Source organism: Aeromonas sp. 600479 (genome assembly GCF_049175515.1).
GTDB classification, from domain to species: domain Bacteria; phylum Pseudomonadota; class Gammaproteobacteria; order Enterobacterales; family Aeromonadaceae; genus Aeromonas; species Aeromonas veronii_A.
On record NZ_JAAKVF010000002.1, the window covers coordinates 180,786 to 200,549 of the forward strand.

Here is a 19,764-nt window from a genome sequence, read left to right on the forward strand (position 1 = left end):
TCATGTGACAAACCTCATAGACCGCGCCCAGCAGACCGATGCCGATCGGACTGGGCGCATTATCGAAGCCCACCAGAACAGGGCAAGGCCACACGGTGATGGTATCTGCTGCGATTGTGACGAAGCCATCCCGCCCTCCCGCCTTGCAGCCGAGCCTGGTGCCGAGCGCTGTATCGAGTGCCAGACCCTGTATGAGCGCAAGGAGGCGACCCGTGTGGGAATTCATCGTTAAGAACTGGGGCCCGCTCTATGCGTTGGCCAGCCTGGTGGGTCTGGTGGTCATCATCTTGCTCTCCAAGACCTACGCCAAGCGCGAAGACCTCACTGCCCTGGTGCAGAGAGTCCAGCGGGTGGAGCAGGTACTGGCTGACCTGCCGAGCGAGCGTGAGCTGCACAAGCTGCAGTTGGAGATCAGCGAGTTGCGGGGGGAGTTGCGGGAGGTGAAGCCGGAGCTGCGCCAAGCCCGTCGCCTTGCCGATCTGCTGTTGGAAAATGAACTCAAGGAGAAGGCATGAGTATTCAAGCGATATTGGACGCCCAGCAGCGGCTGGTGATCCTGCGCTCCCTGCTGGATATCGGTGGTGCCGCCAACGAGTCAATCCTCAATGACTGCCTCGACCAGCTGGGAACCGGCCGGGTGACGCGGGATCGGGTGAAGACCCTGCTGGCCTGGCTGGAAGAGCAGGGGCTGGTGCGCATCGAGCGACTGGCCACGGTACAGGTGGCTCACCTGACCGGTCGGGGCCAGGAGGCGGCAGAGGGCCGGGCAACGGTGCCCGGCGTCAAGAAGCCCAGGGCGGAGGATTAAGCATGGCCGAGAAACCGACCCGAGGCCGCGCCAGCAAGGTGTGGCTGCTGCCTGAGTCCATCCGCAACGCGCTCAACGAGATGCTGCGGGACAAGGGCAACAGTCAGGCCGCCATCCTGGATGAGATCAACGGCCTGATCGAGGAGGCGGGGTTGCCCGATGATCTCAAGCTCTCCCGCTCCGGGTTAAGCCGTCATGCCAGCCAGGTTGAACAGGTCGGCCAGCACCTGCGGGATTTGCGCGAAACCACGGCCGCCTTGACCTCCCAGCTTGGCGACAAGCCGATGGGGGAGACCACCAAGCTCATTCTGGAGCTGGGCCGTTCCCAGTTGTTCAAGGCGATGCTGGCTCAGGTGCAGAACCCGGAGGAGGCGGTGGATATCGACATGCTGAAGAACGCCATGCTGGCGGCCCAGCGGCTTGAATCGACCGCGATGCAGAGTCACAAGCGGGAGAAAGAGATCCGCCAGGCATTTGCCGAAGAGATCGCCGCCAAGACTGAAGCCATCGTGACTCAGGCGGGCTTGAGCGGCGAAGCCGCCGCCGAGATACGCCGCGAAATCCTGGGGATTGCCTGATGAACACGATCGCCCAGCAGTTGGCCCAGACCCTGGGTACCGAATACAACCCCGACGAGGTGTTGCTGCCGTACCAGCGGATCTGGATTGCCGACGAGAGCCCGCTCAAGATCGCCGAGAAGAGCCGCCGTACCGGTATCACCTGGGCAGAGGCTGCTGATGCGGCCCTGACGGCCTCCAAGACCAAGACGGCTGGGGGTTGCCACCACTTTTATGTGGGCAGTAACAAGGAGATGGCCCGCGAGTTTATCGATGCAGTGGCGATGTGGGCCAAGGCGTACAGCAAAGCTGCCGGTGAGATCCAGGAGGAGGTGTTCACCGACGACGAGGATAAGGCGATCCTCACCTTCGTGGTCTATTTCGCCTCTGGCTTCAAGGTGCAGGCGCTCTCCAGCAACCCCTCCAACCTGCGGGGGATGCAGGGCAATGTGACCATCGACGAGGCCGCATTCCACGACCGATTGGCCGAGGTGTTGAAGGCCGCCATGGCGCTGACCATGTGGGGCGCCAAGGTGCGCTTGATCAGTACCCATAACGGCGTTGATAACCTGTTTAACCAGCTGATAAACGACAGCCGAGCGGGCCGCAAAGAGTATTCCATCCATACCATCAGCCTGGACGATGCTTGCCGCCAGGGGCTCTATCGCCGGATCTGCCAGGTCAAGGGCGGCCTTTGGACACAGGAAGCCGAGGATGCCTGGAAGGCGGGGCTGCTCAAGGCCACTGCCACCGAAGAGGATGCCCTTGAGGAGTATTTCTGCGTACCCAAGCAGAGCAGTGGCGTCTATATCAAGCGCACCCTGATTGAGCGTGCGATGCAACCGGATATCCCCATCCTGCGCTTTACCGCCCCCAAAGACTTCGAGCTCTCGAGCGAGGAGGCCCGCAAGGCGCTGGTGGATATATGGTGCGAGGAGAACCTCAAGCCCTGTCTGGAAGCGCTTGATCGCAATTGTCGCCATGTGCTGGGGGAGGACTTCGCCCGTAAAGGGGACTTGTCGGTGTTCGTGCCGCTCTCCATTGCAACCAACTTGCGCAAACGGGTGCCCTTTGTGGTGGAGCTGGTCAATGCCCCCTATGAGAGTCAGCGCCAGATCCTGTTCTACCTGCTGATTGGGCTGCACCGTTTCACTGCGGCGGCCTTCGATGCCACCGGTAACGGCGGCTATCTGGCAGAGGCTGCCAGACTGCGCTGGGGCGCCGGGATGATCGAGTGCGTGATGCTCAATGACCCCTGGTATCGGGAGTGGATGCCCAAGCTCAAGGTGGAGTTTGAGGATGGCAACCTGACCATCCCGCGCCATGCAGACGTGCAGGATGACTTGGGGAAAATCCAGGTCATCAACGGCATCCCCAAGATCGACAAGGGCAAGAATACCGGCCAAGGGGGCCAACAGCGCCACGGTGACTTTGCGGTGGCCTTGGCCATGGCGGTGCGGGCCAGCTGGATGGAGGGGGGCGCCATCGAGTTCACCCCACTACCAGGTAAACGTGATGACCATGGCAGCGACAACAACGATGACTATCACCTATATGAGCGAGGAGCCTGGTAATGGGCAGGATCATTGATATCCATGGCAAAGCCATGAGCCTGGAAAAAGAGCCGCAGACCGAGAACGATGCCAAGTTGGCCCAGCTGCGCCGTCACTACAGCGATCATCCGACCATCGGGCTGACCCCAGGCAAAGCGGCTGCGGCGCTGAAAGAGGCCGAGGAAGGGGGCCTGATCGCCCAGTGCGAGCTGGCCGAAGACATGGAGGAGAAGGATGCCCACCTGCAGAGCGAGCTCGGCAAACGCCGCCGTGCCCTGCTTGGGGTGAGCTGGACAATCGAGCCACCCCGCAACGCCACCCCGGCCGAGAAGCGTGATGCCGAGCTTATCAGGGAGCTGCTGGAGGACTTCACCTGGTTGGATGATGCCATCTTTGACGCCACCGACGGGATCCTCAAGGGGTTCAGTGCCCAGGAGTTCAGCGGCTGGGAGATGGTCGAGGGGCTGCAAATCCCCAAGGGTATCATCTGGCGCGACCCTGCCTGGTTCCAGACCCACCCGGACGATCGCAATCAGCTGCGCTTGCGAGACGGCAGCCAGGAAGGGGTTGCCCTCAACCCGTTTGGCTGGCTGCTGCACAAGGCCAAGTCCAAATCGGGGTATCTGGCCCGCACCGGCCTTGTCCGCACCCTGGTCTGGCCGTTCCTGTTCAAGAACTACAGTGTGCGGGATCTTGCCGAGTTTCTGGAGATCTACGGCCTGCCGGTGCGGCTGGGGAAATACCCGGAAGGGGCGACCGAGAAAGAGAAGGCCACCCTGCTGCAGGCGGTGCTCTCCATCGGTCATAACGCCGGGGGCATTATCCCGCGCGGGATGGAGATTGAGTTCCAGAACGCCGCCAGTGGTCAGGCTGATCCCTTTGTGGTGATGATGGATTGGTGCGAGCGTTCCATGAGCAAGGCCATTCTGGGGGGCACCTTGACCTCACAGGCCGATGGTAAGAGCTCGACCAATGCCCTGGGCAATGTCCATAACGAGGTGCGCCAGGAGGTACGGGATGCCGACCTGCGCCAGTTGGCCGCTACCCTGACCCGCGATCTGGTTTATCCGCTCTATGCCCTGAACGGCAAGAGCTACCAGGGGCCGCGCCGCTGTCCCCGGTTGGAGTTTGATGTGACCGAGCCGGAGGATATGCGCGATTTGGCCTATCCACTGCGGGCCCTGGTGGGGATGGGAATGCAGATCCCGGCGCAGTGGGTGCGGGATAAGTTGCAGATCCCGGCCCCCAAGGAGGGGGAAGAGGTACTGATCATCGTGGACAAGCAGGCTGGGCAGGGAGAGGCCGCGCTTAAAGCAAAGGGACTGGCCGCGCTGGCTGCAAGCAAAGGTGAGGCCGACAAGGGGGATAACAACGATGCCCAGTTGGCCCGGCTGCAGGCCGAGGCGGCCCCTCTGCTGGCTGGGATGACCGATGCTGTCCAGGCGCTGGTGATGCAGGCCACTACCCTGGAAGAGATCCGGGATGGCTTGTTGGCGCTAGAACCAGAGCTCAGCCATGACGAGCTGGGGGCGCTGATGGCGCAAGCCATCGCCGCCAGCGAGCTGCTCGGGATGCTTGAGATGGAGGAGGGGCGCTGATGCCCGTTCGCTATGGTTCCTTGCCCTTTGCCGAGGCGATCGCCTTCTTTCGCCAGAAGCTCGATATGCCAAGCGAACGCTGGGCCGATGTGTGGCGCGATGCCCATAACCGCGCCTTTATGGTGGCGGGGGCCACCAAGACCGATCTGCTGGCTGACCTGCGCGGGGCGGTAGACAAGGCGATCAGTGAAGGGCAATCAATCGGGGCCTTTCAGAAGGCGTTCAAGGAGATTGTGGCCCGCTACGGTTGGGAGCATCTCGGCCCGGCGTCGTGGCGCTCCCGCGTCATCTTCGAGACCAACCTGCGCCAGAGCTATAACGCCGGGCGTGAGGAACAGATCCAGCGTATCAAGCACAAACGCCCCTATGCGCTCTATCGTCATGGGGACTCCGAGCACCCCAGGGAGTTGCACCTCAAGTGGAACAACCTGGTGCTGCCGGTTGATCACCCCTGGTGGGAGACGCACAGCCCCAGCAATGGCTATGGCTGCAAGTGCAAGAAGTTTCTGCTCTCCGAGGTAGACCTCAAGCGGCGCGGCTTGGTGGTCGGCAAGGCCCCGGACGATGGCGAATATGAGTGGGTGGACAAGGCCACCGGGGAGTTGCACAAGATCCCCAGAGGTATCGACCCCGGCTTTGATTATCGCCCCCGGACCCCGGCCGACCTGACCAAGGTGGTGACCAAGCGCGAAGCGGCCAAGCCTGCGTTGGCCGAACGCCTGCCAGAGCGGATAGTGGAGAGCGCCTTCTCCAGTGTCAAAGGTGTCACCGCCCAGGGGCTGAGTGATCTGCTGACCCAGTTGCCAGCCCCCCAGCGCGAACCGTTGGCGGCGTTCCTCAAGGCGCATCCGGTCAAAACGCTGTTTATCAAGCAGAGCGAGATGGGGAAGGGGGCGGCCAGCCTGAAGGTAGCACCCGCGATAGGTGAATATCTGGGGATGGATCCTAACAGTGTCAGGGCTTGGTATACCTTGCGTGGAGCAACCAAGACCAACGGCTTTACCTTTGCGCAGGCCGACCATGTGGTGATTAAAGTGGCTGCCAGCGACAAGCTGGGTGGTGTGGATATGCAGGCAGTACAGGCGGCGGTTGCTCAAGTTATCTCGGATGCCAAGGCTAACCAGGGCCCACGAACCTGGCAGCCACGCGGTAGCAGTGGGGACTCGTTCCGCTTACACTGGAGTATATCGTCTAATGTTGGTGACACCCAGGGGCCCGCTGCCCAGCGCATCTCTACCTGGTTGCATGAGCTTGGCCATCAGGTTCACTTTTGGGCAGGTGAGCCGGATCTCAGCAGGCTGGGATTGCTGACTGAATATGGCGCCAAGAGCCGCCGCGAAAAGGCTGCAGAAGCATTTGCCGCGTGGGTTCTGGCCAGAGAGCAGTTGATGGAGCACTACCCAGAGCTGGCTGCACAAGTCGAAGCCATGCTGACAAAGGCCACCCAGGCTACCACCAAATCCAAATGACGATGGCAAGGAGTGAACAATGAAGCTATTGGAGCAAGCAAACGCCTTGTTTGAGTCGGGTGATCTGCTAACGCTGGATGATGTCAAAACGCTGGCATCACTTTGTGCCAAGGCATCTGGCAAAGAGGCAGAGTATCTGGGGGATCTCTGGTCTGCAGCGTTGCTCAATGCCGATGAACAGGCATTCGCCTACATGATAGGGATGGAGGACGATGCCTGATGGCCGGTAGCTTTATTGCCATCAGCCACCATGGGGTGGCCGATGCCCACGAACTGCTGGCCAAGCTCTACCAGCAAACCGGTGATCTCAGTGAGCCGCTGGCCGATATCGGCGAAGGGCTGCAGCTGTCGCACCGGGATCTCTGGGATGCCCAAGAGAGCCCGGAAGGGGAGCCCTGGGCCCCGCTCTCGGAGAAGTACCGTGCCCGTAAGTCGCGTCATGCCGATGAGATACTGCGTCTGAACGACGATCTGCGCGATACCCTCAACTATCAGGCTGAACCCCAGACCCTCTACTTCGGCACCCCGCTCGAATATGGCGCCGCCCACCACTTCGGCCGCCCCGAGATCAACCTGCCCGAGCGCCCCTGGCTGGGGCTGTCAGAAGAGGATAAACAGAGCGTGTTGGAGACGCTGGAAGGATATTTTAACTTGAGCTAAATTTGATATTTACATATTATCTCGTTTCGATGTTATATTTCATGCTTTATGTTTTTAATATTTATTTTGGGGGTGAATAGTGAAGGGATTGATAATTATTGGACTTTCTTTAATAACTACAGCCTGTGCCACACCACAATATAACTATAGGCCTGAGACTAAAAACATTAGTGAGCCAGCAATAGGAAGTATACAAACCGTACAAGTTGGAGAGGAGCTTCTAAAGCAAGGCTCGTATGCTGAGAACGATGCAATTAAAATTTCTAGCAACATAGACATTGGTTTTGCATACACGCTCATGCCTGGGTATTACATGAAACATGGTGAAGACGGTAAGTCTGGTTTCTATGTTCCAACAGGAGATGCTGAGAGCGGTCAGGTAGATAAAGCAGTATTGGCAGATCCATGGGTTAGTATTCAAGCATACAACGATAAAAGCCAGTTATGTGTCATTACTGCATTTCATGCGGCTAGCTGTGAAAAAAATGCTCCATTTGAAATGATCAAAAAGCCAACGCTTTCGATGAATTCATTTCAGCAAACGCTAATTTATAGTGGGAAAGTTGGTGATAAAATCAATGTTGGGTATAGAGAGTTTTCAGGTAATGTAGCTCGACCAGCATTTAATAATGATGTGGAGTATGACCTCAAAGAGTCTTCTGTTATTGGCTATAAAGGTGCAAGAATAGAGATTATTGAGGCAACAAATCAATATCTAAAATATAAGGTCATTGCTAACTTTAACAAGGCTGCAATGTAAATCTCGATGCATTATTAGCTCTAGTGTCTCTGTAGCCTCCTAAGCAGCATTCCTTCTTCAGGAGGCTACATTGTGGTTAGGGATCTAGCATGAAACGCAGGGTGAGCCTGTTAAACACCCTTAAACGGCATTGCCGTACATCAGAGCTCCCCCAATTCACCCCGTGATGCAGTAACCCACCATAAACCCCACATCTCACTCCATTCCCTGACACTGGCCTCAGTGATTTTTTGCGCACCAAGCCGGAGTGAGAGTGATGTCCCTATCTGCCGCCAGTTCCGCCATTGCCGTGGCCATCTTGAATGCGAGACCAACCGCCCTGGGGTTGGCCGTGCTCGATGCAGCCCTTGGCCCGAGCGACGACGGTTGGTACCAGTTGCTGCCGGTCGGCCCGTTCAAGGCCCGCGATGGCCGCCCCTTTGATGTTCCTGGTGGTCACTGGCAGCTCGACAAGAGCATCGCCACCACCCTGATCAATCGAGCCAAAGCGCTCGGGCAAGACATCCTGATCGACTACGACCACCAGACCCTCCATATCGAAAAGACTGGCAAGGAGGCTCCGGCTGCCGGTTGGTTCAACGGTGACGAGATCGAATGGCGTGAGGGGCAGGGCCTCTTTATCAAACCGCGCTGGACGGATCGTGCCGCTGCCCTGGTGGCTGCCAAAGAGTACCGATTCCTTTCTGCCGTCTTTCCCTATGACGCCCAGGGCCGCCCGCTGGAGCTGCGGATGGCCGCCATCACCAATGATCCCGGTGTGGTGGGTATGCAGGCTCTGGCGGCGCTCAGTGCGCTACCCGCTTCCCAACCTGGCCAGCTGGCCAACCCCTCCAAGGAGACATCCATGAATGAACTGCTGAAAAAGCTGCTGGCCAAGCTTGGCATCGAGCTGACCGGCGATCCCACTGATGAGCAACTGCAGAAGGCGCTCACCGAGCTCGATAGCCTGCAGGCCAGCGCCAAGAAAGCGCCGGAGCTGGAGGCGGCACTCACTGCCGAGAAGGCATCGCTGGCCGCGCTCAAAGCGCAGCCGGGTGGCCAAGTTGACTTGGCGCAATTCGTGCCGGTGGCGACCTATAACGCCCTGGTTGCCCAGGTTGCGAGTTTAAGCGCCAAGGTGGAAACCACGGATGCCGCAACCCTGATCAAGGAAGCCCGTACCCAGGGCAAGGTGGTGGCCGCCGAAGAAGAGTATTTGACCGCCTATGCCGCCCAGAAAGGGGTAGCTGCCCTTAAGGCGTTGCTGGATCCCCGTCCGGCGATTGCCGCACTGTCCGCCAGCCAGACCACTCAGGTGACCCTGCCCGAGAAGAAGGGGGATGCGGTGCTCTCGGCGGATGACAAGTATGCCGCCGACCAGCTCGGTATCAGCCACGAGGAGTTTGCCAAGGCCAAGCAGGCTTAAGCGCAGACCCTACCACGCCATTTATCCAGAGAAGGAACACCCGTATGGCCATGATTACACCCGCGCTGTTGCAGTCCCTCTTCACCGGCTTCAAGAAGAACTTTGAAGACGCCAAGAGTGAAGCGCCTGCCCAGTACACCAAGATCGCCACCGTGATCAAATCGACCACCAAGTCCAACACCTATGGCTGGTTGGGCAAGTTCCCCAATCTGCGTAAGTGGGTCGGTGATCGGGTGATCGAGTCGATGAAGGCGCACGGTTACCAGATCGTCAACGAAGACTTCGAGGCCACCGTCGGCGTCGATCGCAACGATATCGAAGATGACGAGCTGGGTATCTACGCGCCGATGTTTGCCGAGATGGGCCGTTCGGCGGGCATTCACCCCGATGAGCTCTGTTTCGGTCTGCTCGGTGCTGGCTTCACCACGCCTTGCTATGACGGCCAGTATTTCTTCGACACCGATCACCCGGTCTATCCCAAGGCCGATGGCACCGGTACCCCTGTGATGACTGCCAACGTGGTGGTGGATGCCGGTTATCAGGGGGAGCCCTGGTTCCTGCTCGATACCAGCCGTGCCCTCAAGCCGGTCATCTTCCAGGATCGCAAGTCACCGCAGCTGATTGCCATGACCAAGATCGATGACGAAGCGGTATTCACCCGCAAGGAGTTCCGCTACGGGGTCGATTGCCGTGATGCCGCAGGCTTTGGCTTCTGGCAACTGGCCTTTGCCAACAAGCGGGCGTTAACCCCCGACAACCTGTGGGATTCCTTCTCCAAGATGCGGGAGTTTCAGGCTGATGGCGGCCGCAAGCTTGGGGTGAAGGCCACCATGTTGGTGGTACCCCCCTCCCTTGAGAAGCTGGCGACCCAGATGTTGGAGCGAGAGCTGTCGAGCAGCAGCAGCAACGAGCTGAAAGGCAAGTTGGAGCTGGTGGTGGCTGACTACCTCTAACCCTGCGTTATGCCTGTTTAAAGCGGGGTTAAACAGCTGCCAGGCACTGTTTAACCCCCGGTTTAAACAGCCTCTCTATCAGATACGACGAGGAAAACATGAGATGGAACAAGAGATGGAACTGGCTATTCGAGTGGGGATTACGTCAACAGTTCGTCAGGTCTATTTTCGCGCGGGCCTGCCGATTGTACCGGGCAAGTCTGAGATGGTTGTGTCGCCTGAGCAGTGCGCGACCCTGGAGAACGACCCGCGTCTGGTGGTCGTCCGGTTGGCTGAAGACACCAGCCTTCAGGCAGGTGATGCACCATCGGCGCCTGGGGATCTGGACGCAACACTGGGCGTCCTGACCGGTTCGGGCTATCTGGCAGGGGTTGCCACCTTGGCTGGCAAGGTCACGCCGCTGGCCGAGATGAAGGTCGATGAGCTGCGCGAGCTGGCGCTGCAGATTGGTATCCCGGAGGCGGCCAAGCTCAAGAAGGCCGAACTGGTGACAGCGATCGCCGCGACCGAAGTGCAATACCCGGTCAAGGATGAGCAGTCATCTGGCCAGAACGGAGAGCAGTGATATGTACGCCAGCGTCAATGACATGGTGATCCGCTTTGGCGAGGCCGAGTTGCTACGCCTGGCCATGACGCCGACCGGTGAGCTGGATCAGGCGGCCATCACCATCGCCCTGCAGGATGCAGGCGCCTTGATCGATGGCTATCTGGCGGGTCGCTATCCCTTGCCGCTGGCCCATATCCCGAGTGCCCTGGTACCTATCTGCGCCGATATCGCCCGTCACCGTCTCTATGGTGAACAGGCCCCGGAGCAGATAGCCAAGCGTAATGAGGCGGCCCTGGCCTTTCTGAAATCGGTTGGCAAGGGGGAGCTGGCGCTGGGGTTGGCATCCGATGGCGCCACCCTGGAGAGCCAGAATCTGGCTCAACTGCAGTCGGATGGGCGGGTGTTCGGGCGGGATAAGGGGGGCTTTCTATGAGCCAACCAGCCAACCAGTCGGGTACCGAACTCGACTACCTGCAGGCGGGCGAGCGGCTGCGTGAGCTGTTGACCCCCCTCAAACCTGCTGGGCTCAAGGAGGTGTTTGTGGCCACCGATGTGGCGGCCATCGCCAATCTGGGCCAGCACAGTCCGGCGGTGCATGTGGTCTATCAGGGCGAACGTGAGAGCGAAGGCACCCAGTCAGGCCGGGCCAGCAGCTTTGATCAGCTCTGGTTGCTGGTGCTGGTACATCGTGCCAGCCCCAAGGAGGTCAGTGCTGGGGTGTGGCTTGGCCGCATCCTGCAGGCCGTCAGTGGGCGAGCATGTGGTGACAGTACCTTTCGCCGCGAAACCCCACCGGTAAAACCCAGTTACAGCGGCGGTGCGGCTTACTTGCCGCTTGCCTTTACTACCCGAGTGAAATTCAAAGGAGAGCGATGATGAGCGAAACACTGCACCTGGAAGGGGATCTCTTTATCGAGACCTTTACCAACGGGGTCTCGGTCGGGGTGATTGGCCCCATCGATGTGGATAGCCTGGAAGTGAAACCCGACAGCCAGAAGATCTCCATTCCCAGTAAGCGCAAGGGGCAATACGGTCAGGCGCGGGAGAACTACCACATTCCCAAGCCTGCCATGGTCACCATCAAGACCACCGAGATCCCGCCCGTGCTGCTGGCCGCCGCCTTTATGGGGCTGGAGAGCCCCATCAATCAGGGGGCCGGGACGCTGACTGATCTGCAGGTCGTTTTGCCCGCCTATCCGAAGTGGGCCCAGCTTGGCAAGAGTAATATTGCCGCAACCGGTCTGGCCATCAAGGAAGGGGCCACGGCGCTGGTAGTGGGTACCGATATCGAGGTCAACTATGCGCTCGGGCTGGTACGGGCGATCAAGGGTGGCTCGGTGGCGGACGGCGGCAGCTTGACGGTCAGCGGTACCTATAACGCGGTGACCGGTACCCGCATCGCGGGCAACATCCAGCCGGAGATCAAGGCGCGACTGCTGCTTGATGGCCGCAGTATCGTCAGTGGCGAAGCCATCAAACTGACAGTGCCCCGTGCCAGCTTGTCGCCCAAGAAGGCGGTGGACTTTATGAGCGACAAGCCCATCGAGATCGAGCTGGAGGGGGAGCTGCTGGCCGTGGATGGCGAGACCGCCCCCTTCTATGTGGATCGGCCAGTGACAGTGTGATGTGTGGAAAGAAAATGGCGGGGAATCCCGCCATTTTATGTGTCGCCAAATGGATGCTTGATGTTAAATCTGTGCCAGACGTTTCATCACTTCAATGCGCAGCGTCATGAATTGATTCAGGTCATCAGAAATACCTTTCTGGCCGTAGAAACGTGCACTATCAACGCCTTCTTCGGCAGTAAGTCCAAGGCGTTTTCTTATTCCTGCGATGTATGGTTGGTCGTAGTCCTCAAAGCCACGGGCCCCTTTCTTGAGGATGGTTTCTACAATGTTTCCTTGGTTATCGATGATATCTAGCTTATGTCCCAAGTCATTGAGTTCATAACCAAATCGTCCGAGAGATTCACGAAGGTCGGATAGTTTAAGAGGTTTTTCCCCCTTTTGTTGCCTTCTAGAATGTCGCTCAAGCCATTCGGCAATTATTGGCACTTCATCATTTCGGTCTTGGCAGATTTCGTGTGCGGCTATTGCTCGCATGAACTCGTACATTTCATCGTCGTTGCACCGATCAAGCAAATAACCATATTCACTAAGGAAGTACAAAGTAGCAAGTAGCGCGGCTCGTTTATTCCCATTATGGAAGGAGTGATTTCCCGCAATGCTATGACATAGAGATGCGGCCTTCAAAAAGACAGTTGGATAGGCATCTTGTCCACCTACTGTTGAAAAAGGTCGTGCAGAAGCTGACTCGATAGTACCCAAATTTTTCACTCCCGGCGGGCTAATTGGATCATCTTTGTCGGCGAAGAACTCTGTTAGATATTCGTGAATGAAAACAATTGTGGATGCATCCATGTTGGTTTTGACCTATAGCTGTAGACTCGAACTTCGTAGGTTAATCGAAAGACTACGGTATTCATGTGAGATATCTCTGTAATTCACCATAAATCCCTGTTCACTCCCTATTCGTTACCATAGGGCATATCTGAATCTGATCGGAATGCCCCATGTCCACCTCTACCACCCTCAAACTTGCCCTGGAGCTGGCGGCCAAGGTCACCGGTCGGGAAGATCTGGCCGCGTTGGCGAGTGAGGTGCAGGAGCTGGGCCCTATCTCAGACGAGACGGCCGCCGAAACGGCGCAGTTGGCCGAGAGCCTCGAATCGTTAAGCCGCCAGCAGGCGCTGATCCAGCAGTTCAATGACTCAAAAGCCGCCCTGACCCAGCTCGAACTGGCGACAGTGCTCAGCCGTGACAAGCTGGAGCAGTTGCGCCGCGAGCAGCAAGCAGGCAGCGGTGACGCCAAGGCGCTGGCCGAACAAGAGCGGTTGCTGACTTCCGAGGTCAAGCAGCTGGAGCGCCAGCTGGTCGCTCAGGCCGCCAGTCATACTCGCCTGCACGCAGGGCTCAAGCAGTCCGGGCTCGACACCAAGAATCTTGCCCAGGAACAGCAGCGCCTGCAGCGTGAGCTGACCAAGAGTGTCGCCCAGACCGAACGGCTGGGGCGCGAGTTAAGCCAGGGCAGTCAGCATGCTGGTGGCTTGCAAGGGGCCATTGGCAGTCTGACCGGCCGCTTGGTGGCCATGGCCGGTACCTGGTTCGGTATCCAGACCCTCACCAGCCAACTGATGGCCATGTTCCAGACTGGCGATCAGGCCGAGCGCCTCGATGTGCAGCTCAAGGCTGTGATGGGGTCGATTGCCGGTGGCAAAGAGGCGTCAGCCTGGATCCAGGACTTTGCCAAGAACACCCCCCTGCAGCTCAGTGAAGTCACTCAGGTGTTCGTGCGCCTTAAGGCGTTCGGCATCGACCCCATGGCGGGGGCCATGCAGGGGATTGTCGATCAAGCGTTCAAGTTGGGCGGGGGTTTTGAAGAGGTGCAGGGCATCTCTCTGGCCCTTGGCCAAGCCTGGGCCAAGCAGAAGCTGCAGGGTGAGGAGATCCTGCAGCTGATCGAGCGGGGCGTGCCGGTCTGGCAGATGCTGGAACAGGTGACCGGCAAGAATACCGCTGAACTGCAGAAGCTCTCTGAGGCAGGCAAGCTGGGCCGCGAGACCATCTCTGCGCTGATGAATGAGATTGCCACCCAATCGCGCGGGGCGGCTGCCGACAACATGAGTCTGCTTTCCGGGCTTATCTCCAATGCCCAGGACAACCTCGCCAAGTTTTACCGGATGGTGGCCGAGAGCGGGGCGCTGGCCTGGCTCAAAAACCAGCTGGCCAACCTTAACGCTGAATTCGACAGGATGGCCAATGATGGTCGCCTGCAGGAGTGGGCGCAGCGCCTCTCCGATGGTTTTATCTCCATGGGGGAAACCCTCAAGTCGCTGATCCAGACCCTCTATGAGTGGCGCACCGCGCTGACCGTGCTGGCCCAGGCTTGGTGGGGATTAAAAATTGCCAGCTGGATCGGCGAGCTGCGCGGTCTTTATGCCCAGTTTATCGCCATGCCGGTGGCGACAGCGACGGCGGCAGGCGGGATGACCACTGCTGGAACTGCAGCGGCAGCTGCGTCGATCGGTGTTAGGGCCCTGGGCTTGGCCGTCAAGGGGTTGCTGGCTGCCGTGACGGTCGAATCCATCATCCAGATCACCCAGTTCGCCTCTGCCTTGCGCCAACTGGTGCAGGCTGAGCTGGCGCTCCGGGAGGCTCAGGCACTGCGCTCCGAGACTCAAGCCAGCCTCAACGGTCAGTTTGCCGCCCTGTCAATGGAGCTGGGTTTTGCCATCACCAGCATGGCGGATCTCGATCGCCTGGTCGCCGAAGGCAAGGTGCATTACGACGAGGCCACTGGAAGCTGGCAGAAGGGTGCTGCAGCCGTTAAAGCGCTGGGTGATGAGGCCAAGAGTACCCGTGATTATCTGGCCGAGATCAATGCGGTGGCCAAGCAAACCGCAGCTGATGGCCCAGCCAAACTGGCTGAGGCGTTTAAGGTGCTCGGCCTTGATTTCGAGCAGGCCAATGGCCGTATCGGCGAGGGATTTCAGAAGACCATCGGAGCCTTGGATGTATTGGTGGCGCACACGGGTGCCAGTAGTACCGCCATCGAGGAGGCGCTGGCCGCCGCCTACAACAGCGCCAAGACCACCGCCGAGATCGATGCGGTGATCGCGCGTCAGAAGCAACTGGCCGCCCAGGGAAAAATCACTGGGGATGCGCTGGCTCGCTCCATGGCTATCGCCGCCGATGCCATGGCCAAGGTGAAAGGGGGGAGCGGCGATACCAAGCAGGCCGTCGCGGCCATTGGTGATGGTTTTGACGAGGCCGCCGCACGGGCCAAGGGGGCCACCGATGCGATGCGGGCGGGGCTTAAAGGTGTTCAGGATGAAGCCAAGCAGACGAATGCCAGCCTCACCAGTAGTGGCGGGGGCGGTGGTCGAGGCGATATCACCCGCACCGTGAACGCCGGTTCCTTCTACTACAAAACCGTGGATCTCAACGGCCTGCGCGGCAATGCCGAGGGGCTGGCCAACACCTTGGCTGGTGTTGAGGATGAGCTGGCCCGCTATAGCCAGAAGGTCAAAGACATTCCGGCTTACAGCGAGTGGAGCAAGTATTACGGCGAGAAGTTCCAAAAGGAGATGGAGGCTATGCGGGCACGCCTCAAGGAGGAGCTCGACAAGGCTCTTGCCAAAGAGAGTGCCAAAACTAACCAGGCCGCCACCCAGCCACCAGTCACAACTGTAGAGCAGCCAGCCCCAGGCCCCAACACCCCAGGGACGCGCAGGCCATTGTCAGAGCGGATCACCATCGAGCTCAAAGGAGCGGGAGGCTCGGCCGAACTGCAGGCCGATGAGGCCAATGCCAACGCCTTTATCAACATTCTTAAACAGCAAGGACTGCGGCAATGAACGTGACCTTAAACAGCGTGCTGCTACCAGATGATCTGGTCTGGCGCGACGAGTTCGAGTGGGCGCCGGTCGAGCAGGTGGTGACCCCGACCCTGAGCGGCGCCCTGTTGGTGGAGGAGACCGCCAAGCCCGAGGGGCGGCCGCTGACCCTGATCGGGCATTGCTCCCGTGCCAAGGTGCAGGAGCTCAAGGTGCTGGAGGCACAGGTGGCCCGGCTGATGACGTTGACCCTGCTCGATGGCGTGGCCCGCACCGTGATGTGGCGCCGCCCTGGTGTGGTGGCCATGCCACTGATCGAGATGGCCGACCCGGAAGGGGGCGACCCCTATGCCTTGACCCTGAATCTCACTGAGGTAACCCCATGACCATTCTATCTGGCGATATCAAGCTGATGGCCAGCCAGCGGATGACGGACACCGAGGACGGTGGCGGGCGCATCACCGGCAAGGAGATCGTCAGCGGCGAACATAACTCAATGTTTCCCGATATCAGCGATCTGGATCGGGCCTATGGGGTGGTGAACCTGCGCAAGGTATTTCTGGCGGTGCAGACGGACGACACCGACACCTACTATGGTGCGAATGCCGCCGTGCTGCTGCCGCCCTACGATCCGAACGTGGGCCTTGCCCTGATGACCACCAAAGACCACCACGACACCCGCAACAATGCCCGCGATGTGGTGGAGCGCTATCTGGCGCGTGGCCCAAAGTGGCAGGGTTTTCTCTACGATACCCAGCTGGAAGGGCAGCGGGCGATCCGCTTCTTCCAGCGGGTTGAGGCCCGCTTGCCGGAGGTGGGCGAAACCCTGGTGCTGGTCGGCAACGAGAACAAGGCCGGGGAGTTCGAGCAGTATGTGCGGGTGCTGGAGGTAACCCAGAAGCTGACCAAGTTCCAGATCCAAGGTGTACCCGAGTTCACCCGCAACGTGGTCACCTGCACCCTGGCGGATCCGCTGCGCTACACCTTCGAGGGTGAGCAGCCGACCCCCTATGATGTGGTGACCAACCCAAAGACCGCCCTGCGCGAAACCGTGGTGGCGGATGCGGCCAACTACTTTGCCAGCACCAAGATGGTTGAAGATGCGGCCTTTGGCTCGATGCAGGTACGGGCCAAGACCATCTTTACCCAGCTGGTGCCAGCGGCCCGCAGCGAAACCCCGGCGGTGGATCTGACCGCTGCCGGTGAGCTGGCCAGCCTGGTCGATTCTGGCCGGGGGCTGGTGAGCATCACCACCGCCGCCGTGATCGCCCCGAGCCGTGGCCTGTTCCTGGGCAGCGGTGCCAAGCCTGGCACCGTGACCATCACCATCGGCGCGGCCACCATCACCGACAAGGGCGGCGAGCTGGTTGTTGCCGGGTCGGTGGTCGGCTCCATCGACTATGGCCGTGGCCAACTGGAGTTCAACGCCCAGTGCCCGAACTACGGCACCCAGAGCAAGACCGTCTCTTTCTGGCCAGCGGCCCGCCCTGCCCGTATCGCTGACACGGCGCGGATCGAGGTCAAGGCCAACAACCGGGGCTATGCCTACACCATCACCCTGCATCCGACCCCGGCGCCTGGCACCACTACCGTCAGCTTTATGGCGCAAGGCAAATGGTATGACCTGAAAGACAACGGGCGCGGGGAGCTGCTGGGCATCGACCGCTCTTATGGCTCTGGCACCATCAACCTGGCCACCGGGTCGATCATGCTGACCCTGGGCGCCCTGCCGGATGTGGATACCTCCATCATGTTCAGCTGGGCCACCCCGGTGAACTACACCAACCGCAGCGGCCAAGCCATCAGCATCGGCAAAAGCGCCTGGCAGCTCCCCCACAAGGGGATCACCCCCAAGAGCGTGATCCTCACCTGGGGCAGCGGCAAGCGGGCCACCGATGCGGCGGGGGACGGCAAGATAACCGGCGATATCACCGGCATCATCAACTATGCCGAGGGGATCATCGACCTGGAGCACGTCACCCTGCCCGCACTGGGTCAGGAGTACGCCGCCCAGTACCAGTACGGTGAGCCGGTGACCGAGCGCCATATCGAACCGGGGCGCCTCAATACCCCCGGCCAGGTGGGGCACCTCTCCATCACCCTGGACGGCAAGGACGGCGGCGGCGCCCACAACCTCACACCGGGATCGGTGCGGGTCAAGTTCAACGCCCTCTATCACAAGTTCGATGTGGACGATCAGGAGCTGGTGATCCAGACCCGCGATCCAATCATCACCCTGCGCGATGACGGGCTGGGCAAGCTGATCGATGCCAGCGGTGTGGTGCTGGGTGCCATCGACTATGCGGCGGGCACCCTGCACTTTATGCCGGATGGATCCAGCCCCCTGCCCAAGCCGAAATACGCCTGGGTGACCGTGGGCACCCGCTGGGAAGGCAACAACCAGATCGCGGTGCAGCGCTGGACGATGACCGGTATCGAGTACCACAACACCGCCTATACGTTCCCAGACGGCGAGCAGGGCTGGGTGGATGTGACCTACCGCAACAACAACAGCGCCGAGGCCCAGAATGCCACTCTGACCGCCCAGGCGCTGCGCATAGACGTTACCCCAGGCTTTGCCGAGGCGATTCTGGAGGGGTCGATGCGCTTCACCCTGGGCGGCTCTACCTACGTTGACCGGCAAGGGCTGCTCTACCGCGACCCGGATCCCTCAACCGGGGCAGGCATCCAGGCGGGCACCATCGACTACTCCAACGGGTTGGCGGTGCTGGCCGACTGGGCAGCCGGGCAACCGGCCCAGCCATCGCTCCAGAGTCTGGCCACCTCATTCAGTGCCCAGTCAGTGGATGCGGTGACGTTCCGCACCCCAGGCGCACCCTTGGCACCGGGCAGCCTCTACATCAGCGCCAACACTGCGAGCGGGCGCCGTATCGAGGCCACGGCAGACGGGGACGGCTTTTTCACCACCACCGACATGGATGGCAAGGTGAACTACCAGACCGGCATCGTGACCGTGCGCTTTGGCCGCAAGGTCACGGCGGCTGGCAACGAGACCCAGCCATGGTATGACGCTGAACAGGTGGGGGAGGATGGCAAGATCTGGAAGCCGATCAGCGTGGTGGCCGACTCCATCCGCTTCAACTGCGTGGTGTTCAGCTATCTGCCGCTCGATGCCGACATTATCGGGCTGGATCCGGTGCGGCTGCCGTCTGATGGCCGGGTGCCGTTTATCCGCAAGGGCAACATCGTGGTGGTGCATAGCACCAAGCGCGGTGCCTACCCGATGGGGGTGACGACTGGCCAGCAGTTCAATACCGGGCGCCAGCGGCTGGCCTACTGCCATGTGGAGGACAAGAACGGCAAGCGGCTCGATCCTGCGCTCTACAGCGTCAATCTGGATAGCGGCGTGGTCACCCTGGCCGCTCCGTTGAACCTGACCGGCTATGTGGAGCCGCTGGCGGTGGTTCACCGGATTGAGGATATGAGTCTGGTCACCGATGTGGAGATCTCTGGCCGCCTGGTGCTGGCCCGCCCCCTGTCTCACGCCTATGACGCTGCTGATACCCTGGTGTCGTCAGCGTTGATCATGGGCGACTTGTGGGCGCGTTACACCAACCTGTTTGACCAGCGCACCTGGACGAACAAATGGCAGGACTTTGTAGACGGCGACCAGAGCACGGCGCAGTACAACGACACCGATTTCCCTATCGTGGTCACCAACCGCGCCACCCTGGAGGAGCGCTGGGCCATCATCTTCCAGACAAGTACCAGCTTTGTGCTGGTCGGGGAGCATGTAGGCCAGATCGCGCTGGGGGATGTGAATACCGACTTTGCCCCCATCAACCCCAACAACGGCCAGCCCTATTTCCGGCTGGACAAGCGCGGTTGGGGCGCTGGGTGGGCGAGCGGCAACGTGCTGCGGTTCAACACCAAGGCGGCCAACTTCCCGATCTGGGCCATTCGTACCGTACTGCAATCGGTGGCGGCCAGCGAGAGCGACCGTTTTGAGCTGCAACTGCGCGGCAACGTCAACCGCTAACCGGGTGGGGCACCGTGCCCCGCCCCTTATTTTTCGTGGGGCATAATGCCCCGCAATGG

General features: G+C 59.9%; 20 protein-coding genes. 19 read left to right on the top strand and 1 reads right to left on the bottom strand.

Features of this window, described 5'->3' with window-relative positions; translation table 11 throughout:
* The first annotated feature begins 4 nt into the window (after window positions 1–4).
* From G5149_RS03535 to G5149_RS03610, 16 genes are all read left to right on the top strand, one after another.
* The gene (locus tag G5149_RS03535; protein WP_421211604.1) at window positions 5–232 is read left to right on the top strand and encodes a TraR/DksA C4-type zinc finger protein; all 228 of its coding nucleotides are present in this window, start codon (window positions 5–7) and stop codon (window positions 230–232) included.
* A complete protein-coding gene (locus G5149_RS03540; RefSeq protein WP_081042918.1) occupies window positions 213–515 on the top strand; it encodes a DUF2730 family protein in 303 nt (100 codons plus the stop codon). Before G5149_RS03535 ends, G5149_RS03540 begins: the two co-directional genes overlap by 20 nt.
* Window positions 512–808, top strand: coding sequence for an ArsR family transcriptional regulator (locus G5149_RS03545; RefSeq protein WP_421211606.1), 297 nt, complete (start codon window positions 512–514; stop codon window positions 806–808). The genes G5149_RS03540 and G5149_RS03545 overlap by 4 nt, the downstream gene beginning before the upstream one ends.
* 2 nt (window positions 809–810) lie before the next feature.
* Window positions 811–1,386: a DUF3486 family protein gene (locus G5149_RS03550; RefSeq protein WP_058059546.1), complete on the top strand. Its 576-nt coding sequence runs from the start codon at window positions 811–813 to the stop codon at window positions 1,384–1,386.
* The gene (locus tag G5149_RS03555; RefSeq protein WP_421211607.1) at window positions 1,386–2,939 is read left to right on the top strand and encodes a terminase large subunit domain-containing protein; all 1,554 of its coding nucleotides are present in this window, start codon (window positions 1,386–1,388) and stop codon (window positions 2,937–2,939) included. The genes G5149_RS03550 and G5149_RS03555 overlap by 1 nt, the downstream gene beginning before the upstream one ends.
* Complete coding sequence (locus G5149_RS03560; protein WP_058059544.1) at window positions 2,939–4,516, top strand: DUF935 domain-containing protein; 1,578 nt, start codon at window positions 2,939–2,941, stop codon at window positions 4,514–4,516. The genes G5149_RS03555 and G5149_RS03560 overlap by 1 nt, the downstream gene beginning before the upstream one ends.
* Entirely contained in the window at window positions 4,516–5,985 is a 1,470-nt protein-coding gene (locus tag G5149_RS03565) for a phage minor head protein (protein ID WP_421211610.1), read from the top strand. The genes G5149_RS03560 and G5149_RS03565 overlap by 1 nt, the downstream gene beginning before the upstream one ends.
* Before the next feature lie 19 nt (window positions 5,986–6,004).
* Entirely contained in the window at window positions 6,005–6,205 is a 201-nt protein-coding gene (locus G5149_RS03570; RefSeq protein WP_076495061.1) for a hypothetical protein, read from the top strand.
* The gene (locus G5149_RS03575) at window positions 6,205–6,645 is read left to right on the top strand and encodes a phage virion morphogenesis protein (protein ID WP_421211612.1); all 441 of its coding nucleotides are present in this window, start codon (window positions 6,205–6,207) and stop codon (window positions 6,643–6,645) included. Before G5149_RS03570 ends, G5149_RS03575 begins: the two co-directional genes overlap by 1 nt.
* Window positions 6,646–6,724: 79 nt before the next feature.
* The gene (locus tag G5149_RS03580; RefSeq protein ID WP_421211614.1) at window positions 6,725–7,405 is read left to right on the top strand and encodes a hypothetical protein; all 681 of its coding nucleotides are present in this window, start codon (window positions 6,725–6,727) and stop codon (window positions 7,403–7,405) included.
* A gap of 256 nt (window positions 7,406–7,661) precedes the next feature.
* Window positions 7,662–8,810: a phage protease gene (locus tag G5149_RS03585; RefSeq protein WP_421211616.1), complete on the top strand. Its 1,149-nt coding sequence runs from the start codon at window positions 7,662–7,664 to the stop codon at window positions 8,808–8,810.
* Window positions 8,811–8,854: 44 nt separating this feature from the next.
* Window positions 8,855–9,763 carry a Mu-like prophage major head subunit gpT family protein gene (locus G5149_RS03590; RefSeq protein WP_227342528.1) on the top strand — a complete coding sequence of 303 codons (909 nt, stop codon included), beginning with the start codon at window positions 8,855–8,857 and terminating at the stop codon, window positions 9,761–9,763.
* A 103-nt stretch (window positions 9,764–9,866) separates the two neighbouring features.
* Entirely contained in the window at window positions 9,867–10,328 is a 462-nt protein-coding gene (locus G5149_RS03595) for a Rho termination factor N-terminal domain-containing protein (protein ID WP_421211618.1), read from the top strand.
* Between the two features lies 1 nt (window position 10,329).
* Complete coding sequence (locus G5149_RS03600) at window positions 10,330–10,743, top strand: gp436 family protein (RefSeq protein WP_016350132.1); 414 nt, start codon at window positions 10,330–10,332, stop codon at window positions 10,741–10,743.
* Window positions 10,740–11,186 (top strand): phage tail terminator protein, encoded by a 447-nt coding sequence (locus tag G5149_RS03605; RefSeq protein WP_421211620.1) that lies wholly within the window; start codon window positions 10,740–10,742, stop codon window positions 11,184–11,186. The genes G5149_RS03600 and G5149_RS03605 overlap by 4 nt, the downstream gene beginning before the upstream one ends.
* Window positions 11,186–11,935 (top strand): hypothetical protein, encoded by a 750-nt coding sequence (locus tag G5149_RS03610; protein WP_368193637.1) that lies wholly within the window; start codon window positions 11,186–11,188, stop codon window positions 11,933–11,935. Before G5149_RS03605 ends, G5149_RS03610 begins: the two co-directional genes overlap by 1 nt.
* A 63-nt stretch (window positions 11,936–11,998) precedes the next feature.
* Here G5149_RS03610 and G5149_RS03615 read toward each other — a convergent pair whose 3' ends face one another.
* Complete coding sequence (locus G5149_RS03615; protein WP_368193629.1) at window positions 11,999–12,730, bottom strand: type II toxin-antitoxin system death-on-curing family toxin; 732 nt, start codon at window positions 12,728–12,730, stop codon at window positions 11,999–12,001.
* Window positions 12,731–12,882: 152 nt separating this feature from the next.
* On the opposite strand from G5149_RS03615, the gene G5149_RS03620 reads away from it, so the two are divergent.
* The 3 genes from G5149_RS03620 to G5149_RS03630 are packed head-to-tail and all read left to right on the top strand — an operon-like array spanning window position 12,883 to window position 19,705.
* Window positions 12,883–15,726 carry a tape measure protein gene (locus tag G5149_RS03620; RefSeq protein WP_421211623.1) on the top strand — a complete coding sequence of 948 codons (2,844 nt, stop codon included), beginning with the start codon at window positions 12,883–12,885 and terminating at the stop codon, window positions 15,724–15,726.
* On the top strand, window positions 15,723–16,091 hold the full coding sequence (locus G5149_RS03625) for a hypothetical protein (RefSeq protein ID WP_421211625.1): 369 nt from the start codon (window positions 15,723–15,725) through the stop codon (window positions 16,089–16,091). The genes G5149_RS03620 and G5149_RS03625 overlap by 4 nt, the downstream gene beginning before the upstream one ends.
* The gene (locus tag G5149_RS03630; RefSeq protein ID WP_421211627.1) at window positions 16,088–19,705 is read left to right on the top strand and encodes a curculin (mannose-binding) lectin protein; all 3,618 of its coding nucleotides are present in this window, start codon (window positions 16,088–16,090) and stop codon (window positions 19,703–19,705) included. The genes G5149_RS03625 and G5149_RS03630 overlap by 4 nt, the downstream gene beginning before the upstream one ends.
* Window positions 19,706–19,764 lie beyond the last annotated feature (59 nt).